Annotated in this window: 23 protein-coding genes; 14 read left to right on the forward strand and 9 right to left on the reverse strand. The window is 66.7% G+C overall.

Annotated features, from left to right (window positions below):
• Positions 1 to 15 precede the first annotated feature (15 nt).
• Positions 16 to 576 (forward strand): Smr/MutS family protein, encoded by a 561-nt coding sequence (locus IP89_RS12130; protein WP_043309791.1) that lies wholly within the window; start codon positions 16 to 18, stop codon positions 574 to 576.
• Here the strand turns inward: IP89_RS12130 and IP89_RS12135 are convergent, their stop codons facing one another.
• Positions 577 to 1,125, reverse strand: a complete 549-nt coding sequence (locus IP89_RS12135) for a carboxymuconolactone decarboxylase family protein (RefSeq protein WP_043309792.1) — start codon at positions 1,123 to 1,125, stop codon at positions 577 to 579.
• Positions 1,126 to 1,198: 73 nt separating this feature from the next.
• Here IP89_RS12135 and IP89_RS12140 point away from each other — a divergent pair, with 73 nt between their 5' ends.
• Positions 1,199 to 1,540: a helix-turn-helix domain-containing protein gene (locus tag IP89_RS12140; protein ID WP_043309793.1), complete on the forward strand. Its 342-nt coding sequence runs from the start codon at positions 1,199 to 1,201 to the stop codon at positions 1,538 to 1,540.
• A gap of 83 nt (positions 1,541 to 1,623) precedes the next feature.
• Positions 1,624 to 2,172, forward strand: coding sequence for a GTP cyclohydrolase I FolE (folE, locus tag IP89_RS12145; RefSeq protein WP_043309794.1), 549 nt, complete (start codon positions 1,624 to 1,626; stop codon positions 2,170 to 2,172).
• Positions 2,173 to 2,235: 63 nt separating this feature from the next.
• Here folE and IP89_RS12150 read toward each other — a convergent pair whose 3' ends face one another.
• On the reverse strand, positions 2,236 to 2,583 hold the full coding sequence (locus IP89_RS12150) for a GFA family protein (RefSeq protein ID WP_043309795.1): 348 nt from the start codon (positions 2,581 to 2,583) through the stop codon (positions 2,236 to 2,238).
• 167 nt (positions 2,584 to 2,750) lie between these two features.
• On the opposite strand from IP89_RS12150, the gene IP89_RS12155 reads away from it, so the two are divergent.
• Entirely contained in the window at positions 2,751 to 3,122 is a 372-nt protein-coding gene (locus IP89_RS12155; protein ID WP_043309796.1) for a glutaredoxin, read from the forward strand.
• A 40-nt stretch (positions 3,123 to 3,162) separates the two neighbouring features.
• On the opposite strand, the gene IP89_RS12160 is transcribed toward IP89_RS12155, so the two are convergent.
• Both IP89_RS12160 and IP89_RS12165 read right to left on the reverse strand, forming a co-directional pair.
• Positions 3,163 to 3,765, reverse strand: a complete 603-nt coding sequence (locus tag IP89_RS12160) for a glutathione S-transferase family protein (protein ID WP_043309797.1) — start codon at positions 3,763 to 3,765, stop codon at positions 3,163 to 3,165.
• 2 nt (positions 3,766 to 3,767) lie between these two features.
• A complete protein-coding gene (locus IP89_RS12165; protein WP_043309798.1) occupies positions 3,768 to 4,928 on the reverse strand; it encodes a PLP-dependent aminotransferase family protein in 1,161 nt (386 codons plus the stop codon).
• An 82-nt stretch (positions 4,929 to 5,010) separates the two neighbouring features.
• On the opposite strand from IP89_RS12165, the gene IP89_RS12170 reads away from it, so the two are divergent.
• A complete protein-coding gene (locus tag IP89_RS12170) occupies positions 5,011 to 5,463 on the forward strand; it encodes a MarR family winged helix-turn-helix transcriptional regulator (protein ID WP_081963233.1) in 453 nt (150 codons plus the stop codon).
• Positions 5,464 to 5,467: 4 nt separating this feature from the next.
• On the opposite strand, the gene IP89_RS12175 is transcribed toward IP89_RS12170, so the two are convergent.
• Entirely contained in the window at positions 5,468 to 6,091 is a 624-nt protein-coding gene (locus IP89_RS12175; protein WP_043309800.1) for a hypothetical protein, read from the reverse strand.
• A gap of 138 nt (positions 6,092 to 6,229) precedes the next feature.
• Here IP89_RS12175 and IP89_RS12180 point away from each other — a divergent pair, with 138 nt between their 5' ends.
• Complete coding sequence (locus IP89_RS12180; RefSeq protein ID WP_043309801.1) at positions 6,230 to 6,835, forward strand: LysE family translocator; 606 nt, start codon at positions 6,230 to 6,232, stop codon at positions 6,833 to 6,835.
• Between the two features lie 14 nt (positions 6,836 to 6,849).
• Positions 6,850 to 8,034 (forward strand): benzoate/H(+) symporter BenE family transporter, encoded by a 1,185-nt coding sequence (locus IP89_RS12185; protein ID WP_371261943.1) that lies wholly within the window; start codon positions 6,850 to 6,852, stop codon positions 8,032 to 8,034.
• A 59-nt stretch (positions 8,035 to 8,093) separates the two neighbouring features.
• Here IP89_RS12185 and IP89_RS12190 read toward each other — a convergent pair whose 3' ends face one another.
• The 4 genes from IP89_RS12190 to IP89_RS12205 form a co-directional block, all read right to left on the reverse strand.
• Positions 8,094 to 8,990, reverse strand: a complete 897-nt coding sequence (locus IP89_RS12190) for a bile acid:sodium symporter family protein (RefSeq protein WP_043309803.1) — start codon at positions 8,988 to 8,990, stop codon at positions 8,094 to 8,096.
• Positions 8,991 to 9,126: 136 nt separating this feature from the next.
• Positions 9,127 to 9,888, reverse strand: coding sequence for an SDR family oxidoreductase (locus tag IP89_RS12195; protein WP_043309804.1), 762 nt, complete (start codon positions 9,886 to 9,888; stop codon positions 9,127 to 9,129).
• A 149-nt stretch (positions 9,889 to 10,037) separates the two neighbouring features.
• On the reverse strand, positions 10,038 to 10,733 hold the full coding sequence (gene pyrF, locus IP89_RS12200; RefSeq protein ID WP_043309805.1) for an orotidine-5'-phosphate decarboxylase: 696 nt from the start codon (positions 10,731 to 10,733) through the stop codon (positions 10,038 to 10,040).
• 56 nt (positions 10,734 to 10,789) lie between these two features.
• Complete coding sequence (locus tag IP89_RS12205; RefSeq protein ID WP_043309806.1) at positions 10,790 to 11,509, reverse strand: ZIP family metal transporter; 720 nt, start codon at positions 11,507 to 11,509, stop codon at positions 10,790 to 10,792.
• A gap of 86 nt (positions 11,510 to 11,595) precedes the next feature.
• On the opposite strand from IP89_RS12205, the gene IP89_RS12210 reads away from it, so the two are divergent.
• The 7 genes from IP89_RS12210 (at position 11,596) to IP89_RS12240 (ending at position 19,111) form a co-directional block, all read left to right on the forward strand.
• Entirely contained in the window at positions 11,596 to 12,036 is a 441-nt protein-coding gene (locus IP89_RS12210; protein ID WP_043309807.1) for a thioesterase family protein, read from the forward strand.
• Between the two features lie 433 nt (positions 12,037 to 12,469).
• Positions 12,470 to 13,681: a nitrate/nitrite transporter gene (locus tag IP89_RS12215; protein ID WP_043309808.1), complete on the forward strand. Its 1,212-nt coding sequence runs from the start codon at positions 12,470 to 12,472 to the stop codon at positions 13,679 to 13,681.
• 199 nt (positions 13,682 to 13,880) lie between these two features.
• Positions 13,881 to 15,548 (forward strand): bifunctional protein-serine/threonine kinase/phosphatase, encoded by a 1,668-nt coding sequence (locus IP89_RS12220; protein ID WP_043309809.1) that lies wholly within the window; start codon positions 13,881 to 13,883, stop codon positions 15,546 to 15,548.
• Positions 15,549 to 15,652: 104 nt separating this feature from the next.
• Positions 15,653 to 16,777, forward strand: a complete 1,125-nt coding sequence (locus IP89_RS12225) for an ABC transporter permease (RefSeq protein ID WP_043309810.1) — start codon at positions 15,653 to 15,655, stop codon at positions 16,775 to 16,777.
• Complete coding sequence (locus tag IP89_RS12230) at positions 16,774 to 17,553, forward strand: ATP-binding cassette domain-containing protein (RefSeq protein ID WP_156115041.1); 780 nt, start codon at positions 16,774 to 16,776, stop codon at positions 17,551 to 17,553. The genes IP89_RS12225 and IP89_RS12230 overlap by 4 nt, the downstream gene beginning before the upstream one ends.
• Complete coding sequence (locus IP89_RS12235) at positions 17,553 to 18,488, forward strand: MlaD family protein (RefSeq protein ID WP_043309812.1); 936 nt, start codon at positions 17,553 to 17,555, stop codon at positions 18,486 to 18,488. Before IP89_RS12230 ends, IP89_RS12235 begins: the two co-directional genes overlap by 1 nt.
• Complete coding sequence (locus IP89_RS12240; protein WP_043309813.1) at positions 18,485 to 19,111, forward strand: ABC-type transport auxiliary lipoprotein family protein; 627 nt, start codon at positions 18,485 to 18,487, stop codon at positions 19,109 to 19,111. Before IP89_RS12235 ends, IP89_RS12240 begins: the two co-directional genes overlap by 4 nt.
• Positions 19,112 to 19,273 lie beyond the last annotated feature (162 nt).

Below are 19,273 nucleotides of genomic sequence, written 5' to 3' on the forward strand. Positions count from 1 at the left end.
CCCGTGGAGGCCTTCATGCAAGACGACGATTTTTCCCTGTTCCAGTCCGCCGTGCACGGCGTCAAGCCGATCAGCCACGATCGCGCCGACACCGGCAAGCCCAAGGCCGACCGCCAGCGCATCAACACCCTGCGCCAGGCTGCCACCGTGAAGACCGAGCAGGTCAAGGTGGATGGCCTTTCTGACCAGTTCGTCATCGACGTCGGCGCTGAAGACGAGCTGTACTGGGCCCGCGACGGCGTACAGGACGGCCAGATGCGCAAGCTCAAGGCCGGCCAGGTGCCCTTCGAAGGCAGCCTCGACCTGCACGGCATGACCGTGGAAAAAGCCCGCGAAATCCTCTGGGACTTCTTCGCCGAAGCCGCGCGCATGGAAGTGCGTTGCGTACGTGTGACCCACGGCAAAGCCGTGCGCACGGACGGCAAGCGCCCGATGATCAAGAGCCACGTCAACACCTGGCTGCGCCAGCACCCGCAGGTGCTGGGCTTCACCTCCTGCATCGCCAAGCATGGCGGCACCGGCGCGGTGTACATCCTGCTCAAGCGCACCATGCTAGACGGCCGCGACGAATACTGATCAACCCGGGAAGCGCGGCGCGTATTCCTCCCGCTCCACCCGCAGGCCGTTCAGCAGGAACGATACCGTGTGATAGAAGCCGACCAGCGACAGACACTCGATCAGTTGCTCGTCGCTGAAGTGCTCGCGCAGCCGGCCCCAGAGCACGTCATCCACCGTCGACTTGTCGTGCAGGCTGTCCGCCAGTGCCAACAGCGCGAGTTGCTCCGGGCGCCATAACCCAGCGTCCGGCGCGGCCCGGCAGGTATCCGCCAGTTGCGCCTGGCTAAAGCCGGTCTTGGCGGTATAGAACGCCACATGCACGCCCCACTCATACTCAGCGCCGCAACGCGCGGTGGTCCGCAGGATCAGTAGCTCGCGGTCCGCCAGGCTGATGCTGCCATGGTCTAGCAGGCCCCCGGCGAAGAAGCGCTGCAGCACCCGCGGGTTGCGCGCCATGCTGGTGAACAGCTTCAGCGGCTCGACGCCCGGCGGCATGATGCGGGCGAAGGCAGCCTGTAGATCCTCGGCGTAAGGCGGCTGTACGGGTTCGACTCGTGCTTGTGTCATGATGGCCTCCTGGCGCTACGATTTACGTAGCAAGAATCTAGACCGCTACAAAATAAGTAGCAAGGAGGCCTCGTTGAATCTTCCCTTGCCCGGCAATCCGGTACGCGGCTCGGACAGCGGCCGGCCAATCATGGCGCTGTTCGATCTGCTCGGCCGGCGCTGGAGCCTGCGGGTGCTCTGGGAGTTGTACCAGGCGCCGGCGACTTTCCGTGAGCTGCAGACGCGCTGCGAAGGCCTGTCGCCCTCGGTGCTCAATACTCGTCTTGGCGAGCTGCGTGAGGCACAGCTGGTGGAGAACGGCAGCAGCGGCTATCAGCTTTCGAGCCTGGGCCAGGAGCTGGCGCTGCAATGTTTGCCGTTGGCGCAATGGGCCGAAGGCTGGGCCGCGCAACTGCCGCCACGGCCGGAAAAGTAGGCTCGGCTGGCGTACTTCGCCCTTGCCAGCGCTGCGCCTGCGCCCTACCCTGCGCCCCTGAGCATCAACCCACAGGAAGACCCATGTCCCTGGAACAGCAATACACCGCGATTCTCGGCCAGCTCGGCGAGGACGTTTCCCGCGAAGGCCTGCTCGACACGCCGAAGCGCGCGGCCAAAGCCATGCAGTACCTCTGCCGTGGCTACCAGCAGACCCTCGAGGAAGTCACCAACGGCGCCCTGTTCAGCTCCGACAACAGCGAAATGGTGCTGGTGAAGAACATCGAGCTGTACTCGCTGTGCGAACACCACCTGCTGCCCTTCATCGGCAAGGCCCACGTGGCCTACATCCCGAGCGGCAAGGTGTTGGGCCTGTCCAAGGTGGCGCGCATCGTCGATATGTACGCCCGCCGCCTGCAGATCCAGGAAAACCTCAGCCGGCAGATCGCCGAAGCGATCCAGCAGGTCACCGGCGCCCTGGGCGTAGCCGTGGTGATCGAGGCGCAGCACATGTGCATGATGATGCGCGGCGTGGAGAAGCAGAACTCCTCCATGGTCACCTCGGTGATGCTCGGCGAGTTCCGCGAGAACGCCGCCACCCGTAGCGAGTTCCTCAGCCTGATCAAGGACTGAGCCGCTGCGCGGTAAAAAAGCCGGCCCTGCGCCGGCTTTTTCATGCCCGTGACACTCTCGCGCTCAGTGGTCGCGACCGTTCCAGGGCACGATCCTGAAGGGCGAAAGATCGACGCCATCCAGGCAGCGCGCATTGATCGCCGCCATCAATCGGCCCTCCGGCCCCGGTGCCTCGCTGAACGGCGCGCAGCCGCAGACATCGCAGAAATGGTGGGCAATCTTCAGCGTATTGAAGCGATAGGTCGGCAGCTCGCCCTCTGGCGTCTTCAACTTCAGCTGCTCACGCCCGACGAACCACAGCAGCCCACCACGCTTGCTGCACAACGAGCAGTTGCACTCGGTCAGGCTGTCGATCTCGCCGCTCACGCTGAAACTGATCTTGCCGCAATGGCAACTGCCCTGATGGCTCATCTCATGCACTCCTGTGCGCCTCACCCAGGACTGCAAGCTAGTTCGCCACCACCCGGCTCGCCAGCGACACCGAAGAAAATCGCCGGCAAAGCGATATCCGGCGCTGCCAAGGGCGAGCAACTCGGGTACCCTGCCGCCCCTTTTCACCATTCCAGGAATGCTCGGCGATGCTCATCAAGGCACTGCGGATCGGCCTCGGCCAGATCATCATCTTTCTCGACTTCATCACCCGCCCACGCAAGCTCAAGCGCGGCGCGCAGGAGCAAGCCCAGGTCGAGAGTGCGGCGAAGAGTCTGGCGTTGTACCAGTTCCACGCCTGCCCGTTCTGCGTGAAGACCCGCCGCACCCTGCACCGCCTCAACGTGCCGGTGGCGCTTCGTGACGCGAAGAACGACGAAGCCCGCCGCCAGGAGCTGCTGGAACAGGGTGGCAAGGTGCAGGTGCCCTGCCTGCGTATCGAGGATCAGGGCGAGGTGCGCTGGCTGTACGAGTCCAAGGCTATTGGCGCTTATCTGAACGAGCGTTTCGCCGCGCAGTAAGCCCCTGCAGCGGGCCCGTCGGGGCCCGCTCCGGCCGATCTCAGCCGAACATGCTCACATGGCGAGGATGGCTGGCAACGCGAGCGAGCCAGGCGTTGATCGCCGGGTAGGCAGCCAGGTCGAAGCCGCCTTCGCTGGCCACGTGGGTGTAGGCGTACAGCGCGATATCGGCCAGGGTGAACTGCTCGCCCACCAGGTACGGCGTGCGTTCGAGCTGCTGCTCCATCACCTTGAAGGCCTTGTGGCCGCCCTTGTGGCAGTTCTCGTACTCGGCGCGGCGCTCTTCTGGCAGCCCCAGATAGAGCTGAATGAAACGAGCGACCGCGACATAGGGCTCGTGGCTGTACTGCTCGAAGAATTGCCACTGCAGCATCTGCGTGCGCAGGCGAGGCTCGGTCGGGATGAACTCGCTGCCGTCGGCGAGGAAGTTGAGGATGGCATTGGACTCCCAGAGGAAGGTGCCATCTTCCAGCTCCAGCACCGGAATCTTGCCGTTGGGGTTCTTGGCCAGAAACTCGGCGGTCTGCGTCTCGCCCTTGAGGATGTCGATCGGCAGCCACTGGTACTCATGGCCGAGCAGATTGAGCATCAGCTTGACCTTGTAGCAGTTACCGGAACGGTAATCGCCGTAGACCTTGAGCATAACTACTGTCCTCCTTGCGCTTCACGGATCACTGCCGCCAGGCGGCGCAGGCCCTCGCCGAGCTTCTCCGGCGGGACGTGGCTGAAGTTCAGTCGCAGATGACCGGGGTTGGCATCCGGATCGACGAAGAACGGCTCGCCCGGCATGAACGCAACGTTCTGCGCCATGGCCGGCTGCAGCAGCGTGCGGGTGTCCAGCTTGTCGTTCAGGGTCAGCCAGAAGAACAGGCCGCCCTGCGGCACCTGCCAGCTGGCCAGATCACCGAAATGCTCCTCCAGCGCCACCTGCATGGCGTCGCGGCGCACGCGGTAGAAGTCGCGCAGCTCCGCTAGGTGAGCGCTGTATTTCTCGGTGCCGAACCACTGCAGTGCCTGCCACTGACCGATGCGGTTGGTGTGCAGGTCGGCGGCTTGTTTCAGACGCAGCAGGTGCGGGAACAGGTCCGGGCTGGCGATCAGGAAGCCGACGCGCAGGCCCGGCAGCAGGGTCTTCGACACGGTGCCGGTGTAGATCCAGCTGGTGCGCTGCAGGCGGCTGACGATCGGCGTGGCGCTGCCGGCATCGAACACCAGTTCGCGGTACGGCTCGTCCTCGATCAGGGTCACGTTGAACTCGTCGAGCAGCGCCGCCACGGCGTCACGCTTAGCCTCGCTATAGCGCACGGCGGACGGGTTCTGGAAGGTCGGGATCAGGTAGGCGAAGGCCGGCTTGTGCTTCTGCAGGCGCTCGCGCAGGGCTTCCAGCTCGGGGCCATCGGCTTCCTGCGGCACGGTGATGCAGTCGGCGCCGAACAGCTGGAACGACTGCAGCGCGGCCAGGTAGGTCGGCGCTTCCACTAGGATTTCAGTGCCCGGATCGATGAACAGCTTGCTGGCCAGGTCCAGGGTCTGCTGCGAACCGCAGGTGATTAGCACCTGGCTGGCATCGCACTGCACGCCCAGTTTGCGCGCCTCGGCGGCCACTGCCTCGCGCAGCGCTGGCTCGCCCTCGCTCATGCCGTACTGGCCGATGGAGGCCGGCATCTCGCTCCAGTCCACCTTCGGCAACATCGGCTCGGCTGGCAGGCCGCCAGCAAAGGACATCACCTCCGGACGCTGCGCCGCAGCAAGGATTTCGCGAATCAGGGAGCTTTTGAGGCGGGCAACGCGTTCGGAGAAGGCCATGAAATCACCGGGTAGCACAGGCAGGGAAAATTGGGTCAAACTGTTTGACCGAAACTACGACGACGGGAATGGATACGTCAATATGCTTGACCTTAAAAAGCCAAGCTCGCAGCAGGCCGCCATGGAAGCCTTCTTCTTCGGCTACCAGGCCTTTACCGCCAAGCCGGACGAGATACTGGCGCGCCGTGGGCTGTCGCGCGTGCACCATCGCATCCTGTTCTTCATCGCTCGCCATCCGGGGCTGAGCGTCAAACAGCTGCTCGGCTATCTCGGCGTCACCAAGCAGGCGCTGAATACGCCACTGCGCCAGTTGCAGGAGATGTCGATGGTGGAGAGCGTGGCCGCCAGCGACGATAAACGCAAACGCCAGCTCGGCCTCACTGCCGAAGGCGCCAAGCTGGAGCAGGCGCTGCGTCGCGAGCAGGCGCGACTGCTGGAGCGGGTATTCAAGGAAGCCGGCGAGCCCGCCGTGCAGGCCTGGCTGGCAGTCAACCAGGCCCTGGGCAATGCCCGCCAGGCCGGCAGCGAGGACTGAAGCCTCAGGCCGCCTGACGGCCCTGCAACTCGCTGGCGCCACGGAAGAACACCAGGGCCGAGGCCACCATGGCCGCCAGCATCGGCAGTATGCCGACCACCAGCAGGATCACCGAAGCCACCAGCACGCCGCTGGCGACGTTCAACCAGGCCAGTGCGCGTAGCGACGGATAGGGTTCGATCACCTTGAGCAGCACGATGCCCAGCCACAGGATGACCAGGCCGAGCACGGCCAGACCACCGAAGTAGATGTACGAGGGCGCGCTGAACTCCGCCAGTGCGGTTTCGCCCCAGTACAGCTGAGCCAGCTCCAGCGCCACGCTGAGCACCACGCTCAGCCACACCGGCCAGTCCAGGCCTCGCGCAGCGAAGCGCGCCTGCAAGAATGCCTTGAGGCGTAACGCCAGATAGCTGCCGAGCAGGGTCGCCGCAACACTCAGCCAATCCCCAATCGCCACCAGACTCTCGACAAAGGCCAGGCCAATGACCACCAGCGTGGCGACCAGGTAGGCCAGATTGAGCCAACCGAGCAGCCGCAGCTGGCCAGGATTCCAGCCATCCAGCGGGCGCGGCGCCTGGGCATCCACCAACGCTACCTGGGGTGAGGCATAGGGATTGTTCGGGTCCATGGCAATTTCCTTATGTAATGAGAACAGTCCTTTTCGCCCGAGCCATCTCCGCAAACTGTACCGACGATTGTCGGGATTGCTGTATCGCGACGCCCAGGCGAGCTGCGCATAGGCTGCCAGCATCCACGGAGAACTGCCATGACCTCGGAACTGCTGATCGCTTTCGTCCTCTTCGCCTTCGTCACTTCGGTGACGCCCGGCCCCAACAACATGATGCTGCTGGCCTCGGGGGTGAACTTCGGCGTGCGCCGCAGCGTGCCGCACATGCTCGGCATCAGCCTGGGCTTCATGGTGCTGGTGGCCGCAGTGGGCCTGGGCCTCGGCCAGCTGTTCGAGCAGTTCCCGCCGCTGTACAGCGCGCTGCGCTACGGTGGCGCCGCCTACCTGCTGTACCTGGCCTGGAAGATCGCCGGCTCCGGCGCTCCGGATGCGGACGGCAAGAGCACTGGAAAACCGCTGACCTTCCTGCAGGCGGCTGCCTTCCAGTGGGTCAACCCCAAGGCCTGGATCATGGCCATCGGCGCCATCACCACCTACACGCCGCAGGACGGCTTCCTGGTCAACGTGCTGCTGATCGCGGCCCTGTTCGCCCTGGTCAACTGCCCCAGCGTCGGCTTGTGGACGGTGGCCGGCAGCCTGCTGCGCCGCTGGCTGGACAAGCCACGCGTGCTGCGCGCCTTCAATATCGGCATGGCCCTGCTGCTGGTGGCCTCGCTCTACCCTATCCTCAAGGACAGTTTCTGATGACCGACAGCACCATGGATAGCGCCAAGCCCCTGCGACCACTCGCCGACTCCTCGCCCTCCGCGGTGGTCGCCGGCTTCGTCGCCGCCCTCACCGGCTACACCAGCACGCTGGTGCTGATGTTCCAGGCCGGCCAGGCGGCGGGCCTGAGCGCCGCGCAGATTTCCTCCTGGCTGTGGGCGCTGTCGATCGGCATGGCCATCTGCACCATCGGCCTGTCGCTGCGCTACCGCGCACCCATCGTGGTGGCCTGGTCGACTCCCGGCGCGGTGCTGCTGATCACCAGCATGCCCGGTGTGACCTATCCAGAGGCGATTGGCGCCTTCGTGGTCTGCGCCGTTCTGCTCGCCGTGCTGGGGCTTTCCGGCGCCTTCGAGCGCGTCATGCGCCACCTGCCCGCCTCGCTCGCCGCGGCGCTGCTGGCCGGCATCCTGTTCCGTATCGGCAGCGAAATCTTCATCGCCGCGCAGACCAGCACCCTGCTGGTACTGGCGATGTTCTTCAGTTTCCTGATCTGCAAACGCCTACTGCCGCGCTACGCGGTGATGGTCGCGCTGCTGGTCGGCGGCGTGGTCGCCGGTGCCCAGGGCATGCTGGATTTCAGCCAGTTCGAGCTGCAGGTCGCCGTGCCGGTGTGGACCACGCCGAGCTTCTCCCTGAGCGCGGCGATCAGCATCGGCATCCCGCTGTTCATCGTCGCCATGGCCTCGCAGAACATCCCCGGCATCGCCGTGCTGCGCGCCGACGGCTATGACGTTCCGCCCTCGCCGCTGATCGCCAGCACCGGCATCGCCTCGCTACTGCTGGCGCCCTTCGGCTCCCACGGCATCAACCTGGCCGCCATCAGCGCCGCCATCTGCACCGGCCCCGAGGCCCACGAGGACAAGCGCAAGCGCTACACCGCGGCGCTCTGGTGCGGCTTGTTCTATGGCATCGCCGGCATCTTCGCCGCCACCCTGGCCGCGCTGTTCGCCGCCCTGCCCAGCGCGCTGGTGCTGTCGATCGCCGCCCTAGCCCTGCTCGGCTCGATCGGCAACGGCCTGGCCCAGGCGATGAACGCCCCCGCCGAGCGCGACGCGGCGCTGGTCACCTTCATGGTCACCGCCTCGGGCATGACTCTGGTCGGAATCGGCTCGGCCTTCTGGGGCCTGGTAGCCGGCGGCCTGACCCTGCTGATCCTCAACTGGCGCAAACGCTAAACCAGCGCCGCAATGAAAAAGCCCGGGACAGGCCCGGGCTTTTTTCGACCGCAATAAACTCAGGTAGCCTGAGCCTCCTCGGCCGCCAGCGCCTTGCCGTGGGCGAAGTTGACCCACCAGCCGAAGGCCGCCGCAGTGAAGAACATGATGAAGCTGTAGATCGCCGCCGGCACCGCCATGGTGGCGTTGTTCAGCAGCATCGGGCTCAGCGCCAGAGCGATGGCCAGGGTGCCGTTGTGGATGCCGATCTCCATGCCGATGGCGATGGCCTGGCGACGCGGTAGTTTCATCAGAATCGGTACGCCGTAGCCGACACCCAGGCTGATCAGGTTGAACAGCAGCGCGGCCAGGCCCACCACCGGGGCGTAGTCGACCACCGTCTGCCAGTCCTTGATGAAGGCCAGCACGATCACCAGGATCAGGAACAGCGCGGAGATGATCTTCACCGGCTTCTCCATGGCATTGGCGAAGCCCGGTGCCAGCTTGCGGATCACCATGCCGATGGCCACCGGGCCGAGGACGATGGCGAACACCTGCACCACCTTGGCGAACTGCAGCGGGATGGCCTGGTCGCCCTCCATGAAGTAGGCCAGCGAGAGGTTGACGATGAAGGGCATGGTGAGAATCGCCACCACCGAGTTCACCGCGGTCAGCGTCACGTTCAGCGCCACGTCACCGTGGGCCAGGTGGCTGTACAGGTTGGCCGAGGTGCCGCCGGGCGAAGCCGCCAGCAGCATCATGCCGACCGCCAGGGCCGGCGCCAGGCCGAAGCCCTTGGCAATCAGGAAGCACACCAGCGGCAGCAGGAGCAGCTGGCAGCCCAGGCCGATCAGCACCGGCTTGGGAAATTTCGCCACCCGGGCGAAATCCGCCAGGGTCAGCGACAACCCCAGGCCGAGCATGATGATGCCCAGGGCGATGGGGAGGAAGGTGGTGGTCAAGGCACTTGAAGTCATTGTTATTGTTCTCCGTAACGGTCTATCTCGGCGATTCTTGACGAGTCGCGCAGCTCTTGTAACTGGCTTTCTGTGCCAACGGCCGGCGTACTCGTTACAGAATGCAAAAAGGGCGCCCCCAGGCGCCCTTTTTTATTTAGATCGCGGTGGCCCCGCCATCCACGGCCAGCGAGTGGCCGGTGGTGAAAGCGGCGGCATCGCTGCACAGGTAGAGCACCGCTGCGGCGATTTCCTCGACCTTGCCGATGCGCCCGACCGGGTGCATGCCGGCGACGAACTCGGCCTTCTTCGGATCGGACTCGGCGGCGCGGCGCCACATGTCGGTGTCGATCACTGCCGGGCACACGGCGTTGACGCGGATCTTCTTCTTGCCGTACTCGATCGCAGCGGACTTGGTCAGGCCGATTACCGCGTGCTTGGAGGCGGCGTAGATGCTCATCTTCGGCGCTGCACCGAGGCCGGCGATGGAGGCGGTGTTGACGATGGCGCCACCACCCTGGGCCTGCAGCAGCGGCAGCTGGTGCTTCATGCACAGCCACACGCCCTTGACGTTGACGCCCATGATCGCGTCGAACTCGGCCTCGCTGCCCTCGGCCAGCTTGCCCTTCTCGATCTCGATGCCGGCGTTGTTGAAGGCATAGTCGAGGCGCCCGTAGGTGCTCACCACCTGCGCCATCAGCGCCTGGACTTCGGCATCACGGGTCACGTCGCAGCGCACGAAAGTGGCCTCGCCACCCGCATCGAGAATCAGCTGTACGGTGCCTTCACCGCCACTCACGTCGACGTCGGACACCACCACCTGCAGCCCCTCGGCCGCAAAAGCCTGGGCGGTGGCGCGACCGATGCCTGCGGCACCGCCGGTGACCAGGGCAACCTTGCCCGAGAAAGTCATGCTCATTTCTGCATCCTCGCAGGGAGTTGGAATTGAGCGGAGTCTAGCCAGCGGCGGCGCAGGCGAGCAGCACTATCAGGGGGCGATGTGCAGGATCATCCAAAGGAATGATGAAGGGCTCATACCTTCGATCACTCCTCTGGATGTAAAGCGGGTCAGGCCAGCTCGGCGACGATGTCCGCCAGGGCCTTGGCCGGATCTGCGGCCTGGCTGATCGGGCGGCCGATCACCAGGAAGTCCGAGCCTGCGGCCAGGGCCTTGGCCGGCGTGAGGATGCGGCGCTGGTCATCGGCAGCGCTGCCGGCCGGGCGGATGCCAGGAGTGACCAGTTGCAGGGCCGGCTGGGCGATCTTCAGCGCCGGCGCCTCCTGGGCCGAGCACACCAGGCCGTCCAGCTTGGCTTCCGCAGCCAGTGCGGCCAGGCGCAGCACCTGCTCCTGCGGCACCACGTCCAGGCCGATACCGGCCAGGTCCGACTGTTCCATGCTGGTCAGCACGGTCACGCCGATCAGCAGCGGCTTTTTGCCGGCGAGCTTGTCCAGCTCCTCGCGGCACGCCGCCATCATGCGCAGGCCGCCGGAGCAGTGCACGTTGACCATCCACACGCCCATTTCCGCCGCGGCCTTGACCGCCATCGCCGTGGTGTTGGGGATGTCGTGGAATTTGAGGTCGAGGAACACCTCGAAGCCCTTGGCGTGCAGGGCCTCGACCACCGCCGGACCGCTGCGGGTGAACAGTTCCTTGCCGACCTTGACCCGGCACAGCTGCGGGTCGAGCTGGTCGGCCAGCGCCAGGGCGGCATCACGGGAAGGAAAGTCGAGGGCAACGATGATCGGGGTCTGGCAGGACATGGCGGGCTCGCAGGAATCGAAAACCGCGGCATTGTAGCGGAAGCCGCCCGCCGCGGTCAGATCACCTTGTCCAGTGCCAGCGCAGTCATGAAACCGCTCAGGGTGATCAGGCCGGTCAGCGCATGAGTCTCGGCAAAGGCCTCGGGAATCATGCTGTCGACCAGCATGCACAACACGGCACCGGCAGAAAAGCCGAGAACGAAGGCCAGCCAGGTATCCGGCAAACCGGCGAACAGCGCCGGCCCGGCCATGGCCGCCAGCCCCGACAGCAGAACGATCACGCCCCACAGGCCGAATACCCAGGCGCGGCTGCGGCCCTCGTCGCGCAGGCCGGCGGCGCTGGCCAGGCCCTCCGGCAAGTTGGAGAGGAAGATCGCCACCAGCATCACCAGGCTGACCGAGCCGCCGTCGAGCAGGCCCAGGCCGAGACCCAGCGACTCGGGAATACCGTCGAGAAAGGCTCCCGCCGCGATCAGCAGCCCGGCCATGGCACCCTGCCCGCCCTGCAAGCGCTCCAGCCAGCGGCTGGCAAGGACGAACGCCAGGCCGCCGCAGAACATCCCGGCCAGGCTCGGCACATGTCCGCCCAGGCGCAACGCGTCCGGCAGCTGCTCGAAGCAGATCGCGGCGATCAGCACGCCGCTGCCATAGGCCATGATCGACGCCACCGCCTTGCGCGGCAGCCTGACGAACACACCAATGGCCGCGCCCAGCAACAGGCTGCTGGCCGCCAGCCAGCCCCACAGCCCGGCCTGCAGGGTCATGTTCAACGCCATGCAACCTCCTCATTCACGATGGCAATGATTTCGTACCGCAGCGCCGAGGGTAGACTGTCGCCCCCTCTCTCGACCAGGCAGCAGTCATGGCCCGTCTCCAGCTCGATTTCTCCCAGCAGCAGTTCTGCTACAGCACCCACATGACCGTGCGCAGCACCGACATCAATGCCAGCAACCACCTGGGCAACGACGCCATGATCTCGATGATCTCCGAGGCCCGTGCGCGCTTCCTGTTCGACTTCGGCATCCGCGAAGCCGACCAGGCGCACGGCATCATCGTTACCGACCTGGCCACCATGTACCGCGCCGAGTCGCACTCGCGTGACCAGCTACTGTTCGAAGTCGGCGTAATGGACTTCAACCGCTACGGCGGCGACATCATCTTCCGCATCACCCGCCCGGCGGACGACACCCTGATCGCCCTGGCCAAGTCCGGCTTCGTGTTCTTCGACTACCAGCAGAACAAGGTGGTGCCGATGCCGGAGGCCTTCCGCGCCACCTTCCCCGAGGTCAACTGGCTGAACTAACCCCCTCAGCCGGCAGGGCCTTCCGCCCCGACTCAGTGCGCAATCCGCCTCACGCGCACCGTCTTGAATCGATTCGATTCACATGCCGGCCCCCGACGCGCCATTTTTCAGCGTCTACAGAGTTTGGCCCGAGTATTGCTCAAGCCCTGCTACAGGCATCCAACGGCGGTTGCCCCGATACGACAAAGGCGTCGCACCTCCCCGCTCAGGCGGTCAGTGGTGCGGCGCCTTTTGCGTTTCCGCCCCAGCGTATGGGGCGGTCGGCGGACCGCGATCCGGACGTCGACCGGTAACTCTCTCAACCTGGCTGTGGCTTCGGCCACGGGGCCGGGCGCCACAAGCGCCGGGCTCATCCCGCAGGCGGCAAGGCAACGTGCCCACGATCACGGCGCCGCGCCACCGGCGGGACTCTAACTCGATGATGAGGTGTTGGATGAATACAAGTTTCTGGAAAGCCGGCCACGCACCGACGCTGTTTGCCGCGTTCCTCTATTTCGACCTGAGCTTCATGATCTGGTACGTACTCGGCCCGCTGGGCGTACAGATCGCCACCGACCTGGGCCTGACCACCCAGCAGCGCGCCATGATGGTCGCCACGCCGATCCTGGCCGGCGCCGTGCTGCGCTTCCTGATGGGCCTGCTGGCCGACCGCACCTCGCCGAAGAGCGCCGGCCTGATCGGCCAGGTGATCGTCATCGCCGCCCTGGCGGTGGCCTGGCAGCACGGCATCCACAGCTATGAGCAGGCGCTGCTGCTCGGCCTGTTCCTCGGCTTCGCCGGCGCCTCGTTCGCCGTGGCCCTGCCGCTGGCCTCGCAGTGGTACCCGCCGCAGCACCAGGGCAAGGCCATGGGCATCGCCGGCGCCGGCAACTCCGGTACCGTGCTGACCGCCCTGTTCGCCCCGGGCCTGGCTGCGGCCTTCGGCTGGAGCAACGTATTCGGCCTGGCGCTGATTCCGCTGGTGCTGACCCTGATCATCTTCGCCAGCGTGGCCAAGAACGCTCCCGAGCGCCCGGCACCCAAGTCCATGGCCGACTACCTCAAGGCCCTCGGCGACCGCGACAGCTGGTGGTTCATGTTCTTCTACAGCATCACCTTCGGCGGCTTCCTCGGCCTGGCCAGCACCCTGCCCGGCTACTTCCACGACCAGTACGGCTTCGACCCGGTGAAAGCCGGCTACTACACCGCCGCCTGCGTGTTCGCCGGCAGCCTGATGCGTCCGCTGGGCGGCGCCCTGGCCGACCGCATCGGCGGCATCCGCTCGCTGCTGGTGATGTACACCTGCGCCTCCATCTGCATCGCCGCGGTGGGCTTCAACCTGCCCAGCGCCTACGCCGCCCTTGGCTTGTTCGTGGTCGCCATGCTCAGCCTCGGCGCTGGCAACGGCGCGGTGTTCCAGCTGGTGCCACAGCGTTTCCGCAAGGAGATCGGCGTAATGACCGGACTGATCGGCATGGCTGGCGGCATCGGCGGCTTCTGCCTGACCGCAGGATTGGGCGCCATCAAACAGTCCACCGGCGACTACCAGCTAGGCCTGTGGCTGTTCGCCAGCCTCGGCGTGCTGGCCTGGTTCGGCCTGCATGGCGTCAAGCTGCGCTGGCGCACCACCTGGGGCAGCGCGGCTGTCACCGTCGCCCGCGTCTGAGTTGGGAGGCCGGGCGCCCAGTGCGCCCGGCATTGCTGAAGAGGACGGTTGCGACAAAGGCCGGGCCGGCGGCGGCTCAGCGCACTGGTCAGGAAAGGTGGAGTGGCGACGCTCCTTGGGGCACACCGGCCCGGCCTTTGTCTCAACCGACTTGCACACCTTCGGGCGCCACGTGGCGCCCTTGCCCATGAGAACCCGCATGGCCCTGCAACTGAGTTTCGGCGAAGCAAGCGCTACCGGCCCGCGCACGGAGAACCAGGATGCCATCCGCGTGGTCACCCCTGCGCCGACGCTGGCAGCCAGCAAGGGCTTCCTCTTCTCCCTGGCCGATGGCGTCAGCCAGTGCGCCGACGGCGGCCTGGCCGCCCGCGCCACCCTGCAGGCCCTGGCGCTGGACTACTACTCGACACCCGAGACCTGGGCCGTGCCCCAGGCGCTGGACCGCCTGCTGGTGGCGCATAACCGCTGGCTGCAGGCCAATGGTGGTGGGCAGCCGCTGCTCACCACCCTCTCCGCCCTGGTCCTGCGCGGCCGCCGCTTCACCCTGGCGCATGTCGGCGACTGCCGCGCCTATCGCCTACATGCCGGCCAGCTGGAGCGCCTCAGCGAAGACCACGTGTGGGAGCAACCGGGCATGCAGCATGTGCTCAAGCGCGCCCTGGGTCTGGATCAGCACCTGGTGGTCGACTACCTGGAAGGCGAGCTGCGCGAGGACGAACGCTACCTGCTGGTCAGCGATGGCGTGTGGTCGACCCTGGGCGACTCCGGCATCCGCAGCCTGCTGCTGGACGAGAGCGACCCGGCCGCTGCCTGCCAGGCGCTGGTCGCCGCCGCGCACCTGGCCGGCAGCCAGGACAATGCCAGCGCCGTGCTGGTACAGGTCGACGCCCTGCCGGACAACGACCTGGCCGACACCCTGGCCCAGCTGCAGCAGTGGCCACTGCCGCCCAGATTGCGCGAGGGTCAGGAGTTCGAGGGCTGGCAGGTCGAGCGCCTGCTCGGCGAGTCGCGCCAGTCGCTGGTGTACCGGGTGCGCGACGCCCAGGCCCGGCGCTGGCTGCTCAAGACCCTGCCGGCCAGCCGCCACGACGAGGCCCAGGCCGGCTCGGCCCTGTTGTTGGAAGAATGGTTCCTGCGCCGCGTCGCCGGCCGGCATTTCGCCGAGGCGCACCCGCTGCCGCAGCGCCAGCATCTGTACTACGTGCAGCGCGAGTACGCCGGCCAGACCCTGGCCGAACACCTGCGCCTGAGCGGCCAACTGGGCCTGCCGGAATGGCTGGACCTGGCCCCACGCCTGCTCAAGGCCCTCGGCCTGCTGCACCGGCGCAATATCCTGCACCGCGACATCAAGCCGGAGAACCTGCTCTGGTGCGACGACGGCGAGCTGCGCCTGCTCGACTTCGGCCTGGCCTACTGCCCCGGCCTGTCGCGCGACGAGCAGCACGCCCTGCCCGGCACGCCCAGCTACATCGCCCCCGAGGCCTTCGCCGGCGCCGCACCGGATCGCCAGCAGGACCTCTACGCCGCCGGCATCACCCTCTACCGCCTGCTTACCGGGCACTATCCCTATGGCGAGATCGAGGCCTTCCAGCACCCGCGCTTCGGCAAGCCGGCCGCGCCCAGCCGCTATCGCCCGGACCTGCCCGCCTGGCTCGACGAGTGCCTGCTGCGCGCCGTGGCCACCAGCCCGGACGAGCGCTTCGAAACCGCCGAGGAATGGCTGCTGGTGCTCGAGCAGGGCGAGCGCCAGGCGCTCAACGTGCGCCCACGCCCGCTGCTGGAGCGCGAGCCGCTGAAGGTCTGGCGCGGCGTCGCCCTGGCCTCGCTGCTGGTCAATCTGGTGCTGCTGTTCTGCCTGCTGCAGTAACTGGCAAAAATTGACCCGGTCGCCAGTCGGCGACGCCTCCATTACACTGCCGGCAATCCATGGCAGCTCTCTGCCATGCCCGTTCCAGCCCTATCAGGACGAATATGGCGCAGGCCGGCAGCATCGAACTGGACAGCTCTTCCGCCACGCCTCGCACCCTGCTGCGCGGCGACTGGACCCTGGCCCACTACCTCGTGCTGCGCGAGCAACTGGCCAGGCAATCCCGACCGGAGCAGCTCGATCTGAGCCAACTCGGCCAGCTCGACACCGCCGGCGCCTCACTGCTTAGCGACTGGCTCGGTGCCGAGCGCCTGGGCCAACTGATCGATCAGACCCCGAACCTGCCGGCCGAACGCCTGGCCCTGCTGCGCACGGTCAGCACGGCGCTGCGCGACGTGCCGGTGGTCTGCCCACCGCCGCCACCGTCCACCACCCGCGAAGTGCTCGAACATATCGGCGCCACCGTCAGCGGCCAGATTCTGCAACTGCGCGCCCTGCTCGGCTTCCTCGGCCTGACCCTGGCCAGCCTGGTGCAGAGCCTGTGGCGCCCGCGGCGCTGGCGCATCACCTCGCTGGCGGCGCATATCGAGCAGATCGGCCTCAACGCCATCCCGATCATCGCCCTGCTCACCTTTATGGTTGGCGCGGTGGTGGCCTTCCTCGGCGCCACGGTGCTGGAGCAGTTCGGCGCCACCATCTACACCGTGCACCTGGTGGCGTTCTCCTTCCTGCGTGAATTCGGCGTGCTGCTCACCGCCATCCTCATGGCCGGGCGCACGGCCAGCGCCTTTACCGCACAGATCGGCGCGATGAAGGCCAACGAGGAGATCGACGCGATCCGCGCCCTCGGCCTTGACCCCATGGAGCTGCTGGTACTGCCGCGGGTGCTGGCCATGCTGATCTGCCTGCCAATCCTGACCTTTATCGCCATGCTCTGCGGCATCGTCGGCGGCGGCGTGGTCAGCACCCTGCTGCTGGACGTCTCGCCGACCCTGTTCCTCAACATCCTGCAGACCGACATTCCGGTGCAGCACTTCTATATCGGCCTGGTGAAGGCGCCGTTCTTCGCCATGCTGATCGCCATCATCGGCTGCCTGGAAGGCTTCAAGGCCAGCGGCAGCGCCAAGTCGGTGGGCGACCACACCACCAGCAGCGTGGTCCAGTCGATCTTCGTGGTGATCCTGCTCGACGCCCTCGCCGCGCTGTTCTTCATGGAGATGGGCTGGTGAGCGCGCTGGTCGAGGTCCGCGGCCTGCGCAACCAGTTCGGCGCGCAGGTGGTGCACGACCAACTCGACCTGGATATCCGCCATGGCGAGATCCTCGGCGTGGTCGGCGGCTCCGGCACCGGCAAGTCGGTGCTGCTGCGCAGCATCGTCGGCCTGCTGCGCCCGGCTGCCGGCCGCGTCACGGTATTCGGCGAAGACTTGCTGAGCCTGCCGGCCGAGCGCCGCTCACAGCTGGAGCGGCGCTTCGGCGTGCTGTTCCAGCGCGGCGCCCTGTTCTCCTCGCTGAGCGTGGTGGAGAACATCGCCCTGCCGCTGATCGAGCACGCCGGCCTGCCACGCAGCGATGCCGAGCACCTAGCGCGGCTCAAGGTGGCGCTGGCCGGCCTGCCGGTGGGCGCCGGCGACAAGTTCCCGGACGAGCTGTCCGGCGGCATGGTCAAGCGCGCTGCCCTGGCCCGCGCCCTGGCCCTGGACCCGGAAATCCTCTTTCTCGACGAACCCACCGCCGGCCTCGACCCGATTGGCGCGGCGGCCTTCGACCAGTTGATCCGCACCCTGCGCGACGCCCTCGGCCTCAGCGTGTTCCTCATCACCCACGACCTGGACACCCTCTACAGCATCTGCGACCGCGTCGCCGTGCTGTCGCAGAAGCGCGTGCTGGTGGCCGACCGCCTCGACGTGGTCGAGGCCACCGACGATGCCTGGGTCCAGGACTACTTTCACGGCCCCCGTGGCCGCGCCGCCGCCCAGGCGGTTCTGCGTTCGGAGACACCCTGATGGAAACCCGCGCCCACCATGTGTTGATCGGCCTGTTCACCGTGCTGGCCCTGGGCAGCGCTCTGCTGTTCGCCCTGTGGCTGGGCAAGTCCAGCGTCGACAAGGAATTCCGCCTGTACGACGTGGTGTTCAACGAGGCCGTGACCGGCCTCTCGCTGGGCAGCGCCGTGCAGTACAGCGGCATCAAGGTCGGTGACGTCAGTCACCTCAGCCTCGACCCACAGGACCCGCGCAAGGTGCGCGTGCGCATCCGCGTGGCGCCGGATACGCCGATCAAGCAGAACACCCATGCGCGCCTGGCCATCACCGGGGTCACCGGCAACGCCATCATCCAGCTCTACGGCGGCACACCTACCAGCCCGGCGCTGGCCACCAGCAACGAAAAGCCCAGCGAGATTCCCGCCGACCCGTCGCCACTGGCGCGCCTGCTAGCCAACGGCGAGGATCTGGTCGGCAACATCAACAGCCTGCTGATCAACGCCAACCGACTGTTCTCCGACGAGAACCTGGCCCACGTCGGCAACACCCTCAAGCAGCTGGACCAGACCACCGCGGTGCTCGCCGAGCAGCGCGACGGCATCCGCCAGACCCTGGCCCAGCTCGGCGAGGCCAGCCGCCAGGCCAACCTGACCCTGCAGCAGAGCGCCGCCCTGGCGCAGAAGGCCAACAGCCTGGTCGACCAACAGGGCAGCGCGATCTTCCAGCGTACCGAGCAGGCCGTGGCCGCCCTGGAGCGCAGCAGTCTGAGCCTGGAGCGCCTGCTGGCCGACAACCAGGGCGCCCTCACCAGTGGCCTGCAAGGCATCGGCGACCTCGGCCCGGCCATCGCCGAGCTGCGCGCCACCCTGGCCGTGCTGCGCCAGTCCGGTCGGCGCCTGGCAGAAAACCCCGGCGCCCTGCTCGAGCGCGAACAGAACCAGGAGTTCGTACCATGATCCACGCCCTGCGCGCCCTTCTCCCGTTGAGCCTGGCCAGCCTGCTCGGCGCCTGCTCGCTGCTGCCCGAGGCGCAGGTGATCGACACCTACCTGCTGCCGCCCTCCACCCTCGCCAGCCCGGCCAGCGGCGCGCCACTCGCGCTCACCCTGAGCGTCGCCCGCCCACAGGCCAGCCAGGCGATCGACAGCACGCGCATCGCTGTGGTGCCGGAAGGCAGCCGCATCAGCAGCTACAAGGGCGCGCGCTGGGCCGACCCGGCGCCGTCGCTGCTACGTGATCGACTGCTCGACGTGCTGCGCAGCGATGGCCGCTTCCCGGCCCTGGTCAGTGACGAACAGCAGCTGCACAGCGATCTGGAACTGCTCGGCAACCTGCAGAGCTTCCAGAGCGAATACCGCGACGGCCAGCCCTACGCGGTGATCCATCTGGACGTGCAGCTGGTCGACAGCAACAGCCGGCGCATCCTCGCCAGCCAGCGCTTCGCGGTCAGCCAGCGCAGCGCGGATGTGCAGGTCGCCTCGCTGGTCAGCGCCTTCGGCACGGCCAGCGACACCCTGGCCAGCGAGTTGATCGACTGGCTGCTGGTCGAGGCGGCGAAATCCGGCAAAACCGCACCATGAGCGCGCAGAACGCCCTGCGACTGTGCGCTATCTAGGCCATAAACACGCGCAGAACGCCCGGAAACACCGTTTCCAGGCGTTGGCACACTCCCTGCTTTAGCTCAGACAACAGACATAGGGTCTGCACTTCAATGGCGAAGTGCGACTCGCCCCGACCGATCG

Origin of the sequence: Pseudomonas sp. ML96, from assembly GCF_000761545.1 — a bacterium.
Taxonomy (GTDB): Bacteria; Pseudomonadota; Gammaproteobacteria; order Pseudomonadales; family Pseudomonadaceae; genus Aquipseudomonas.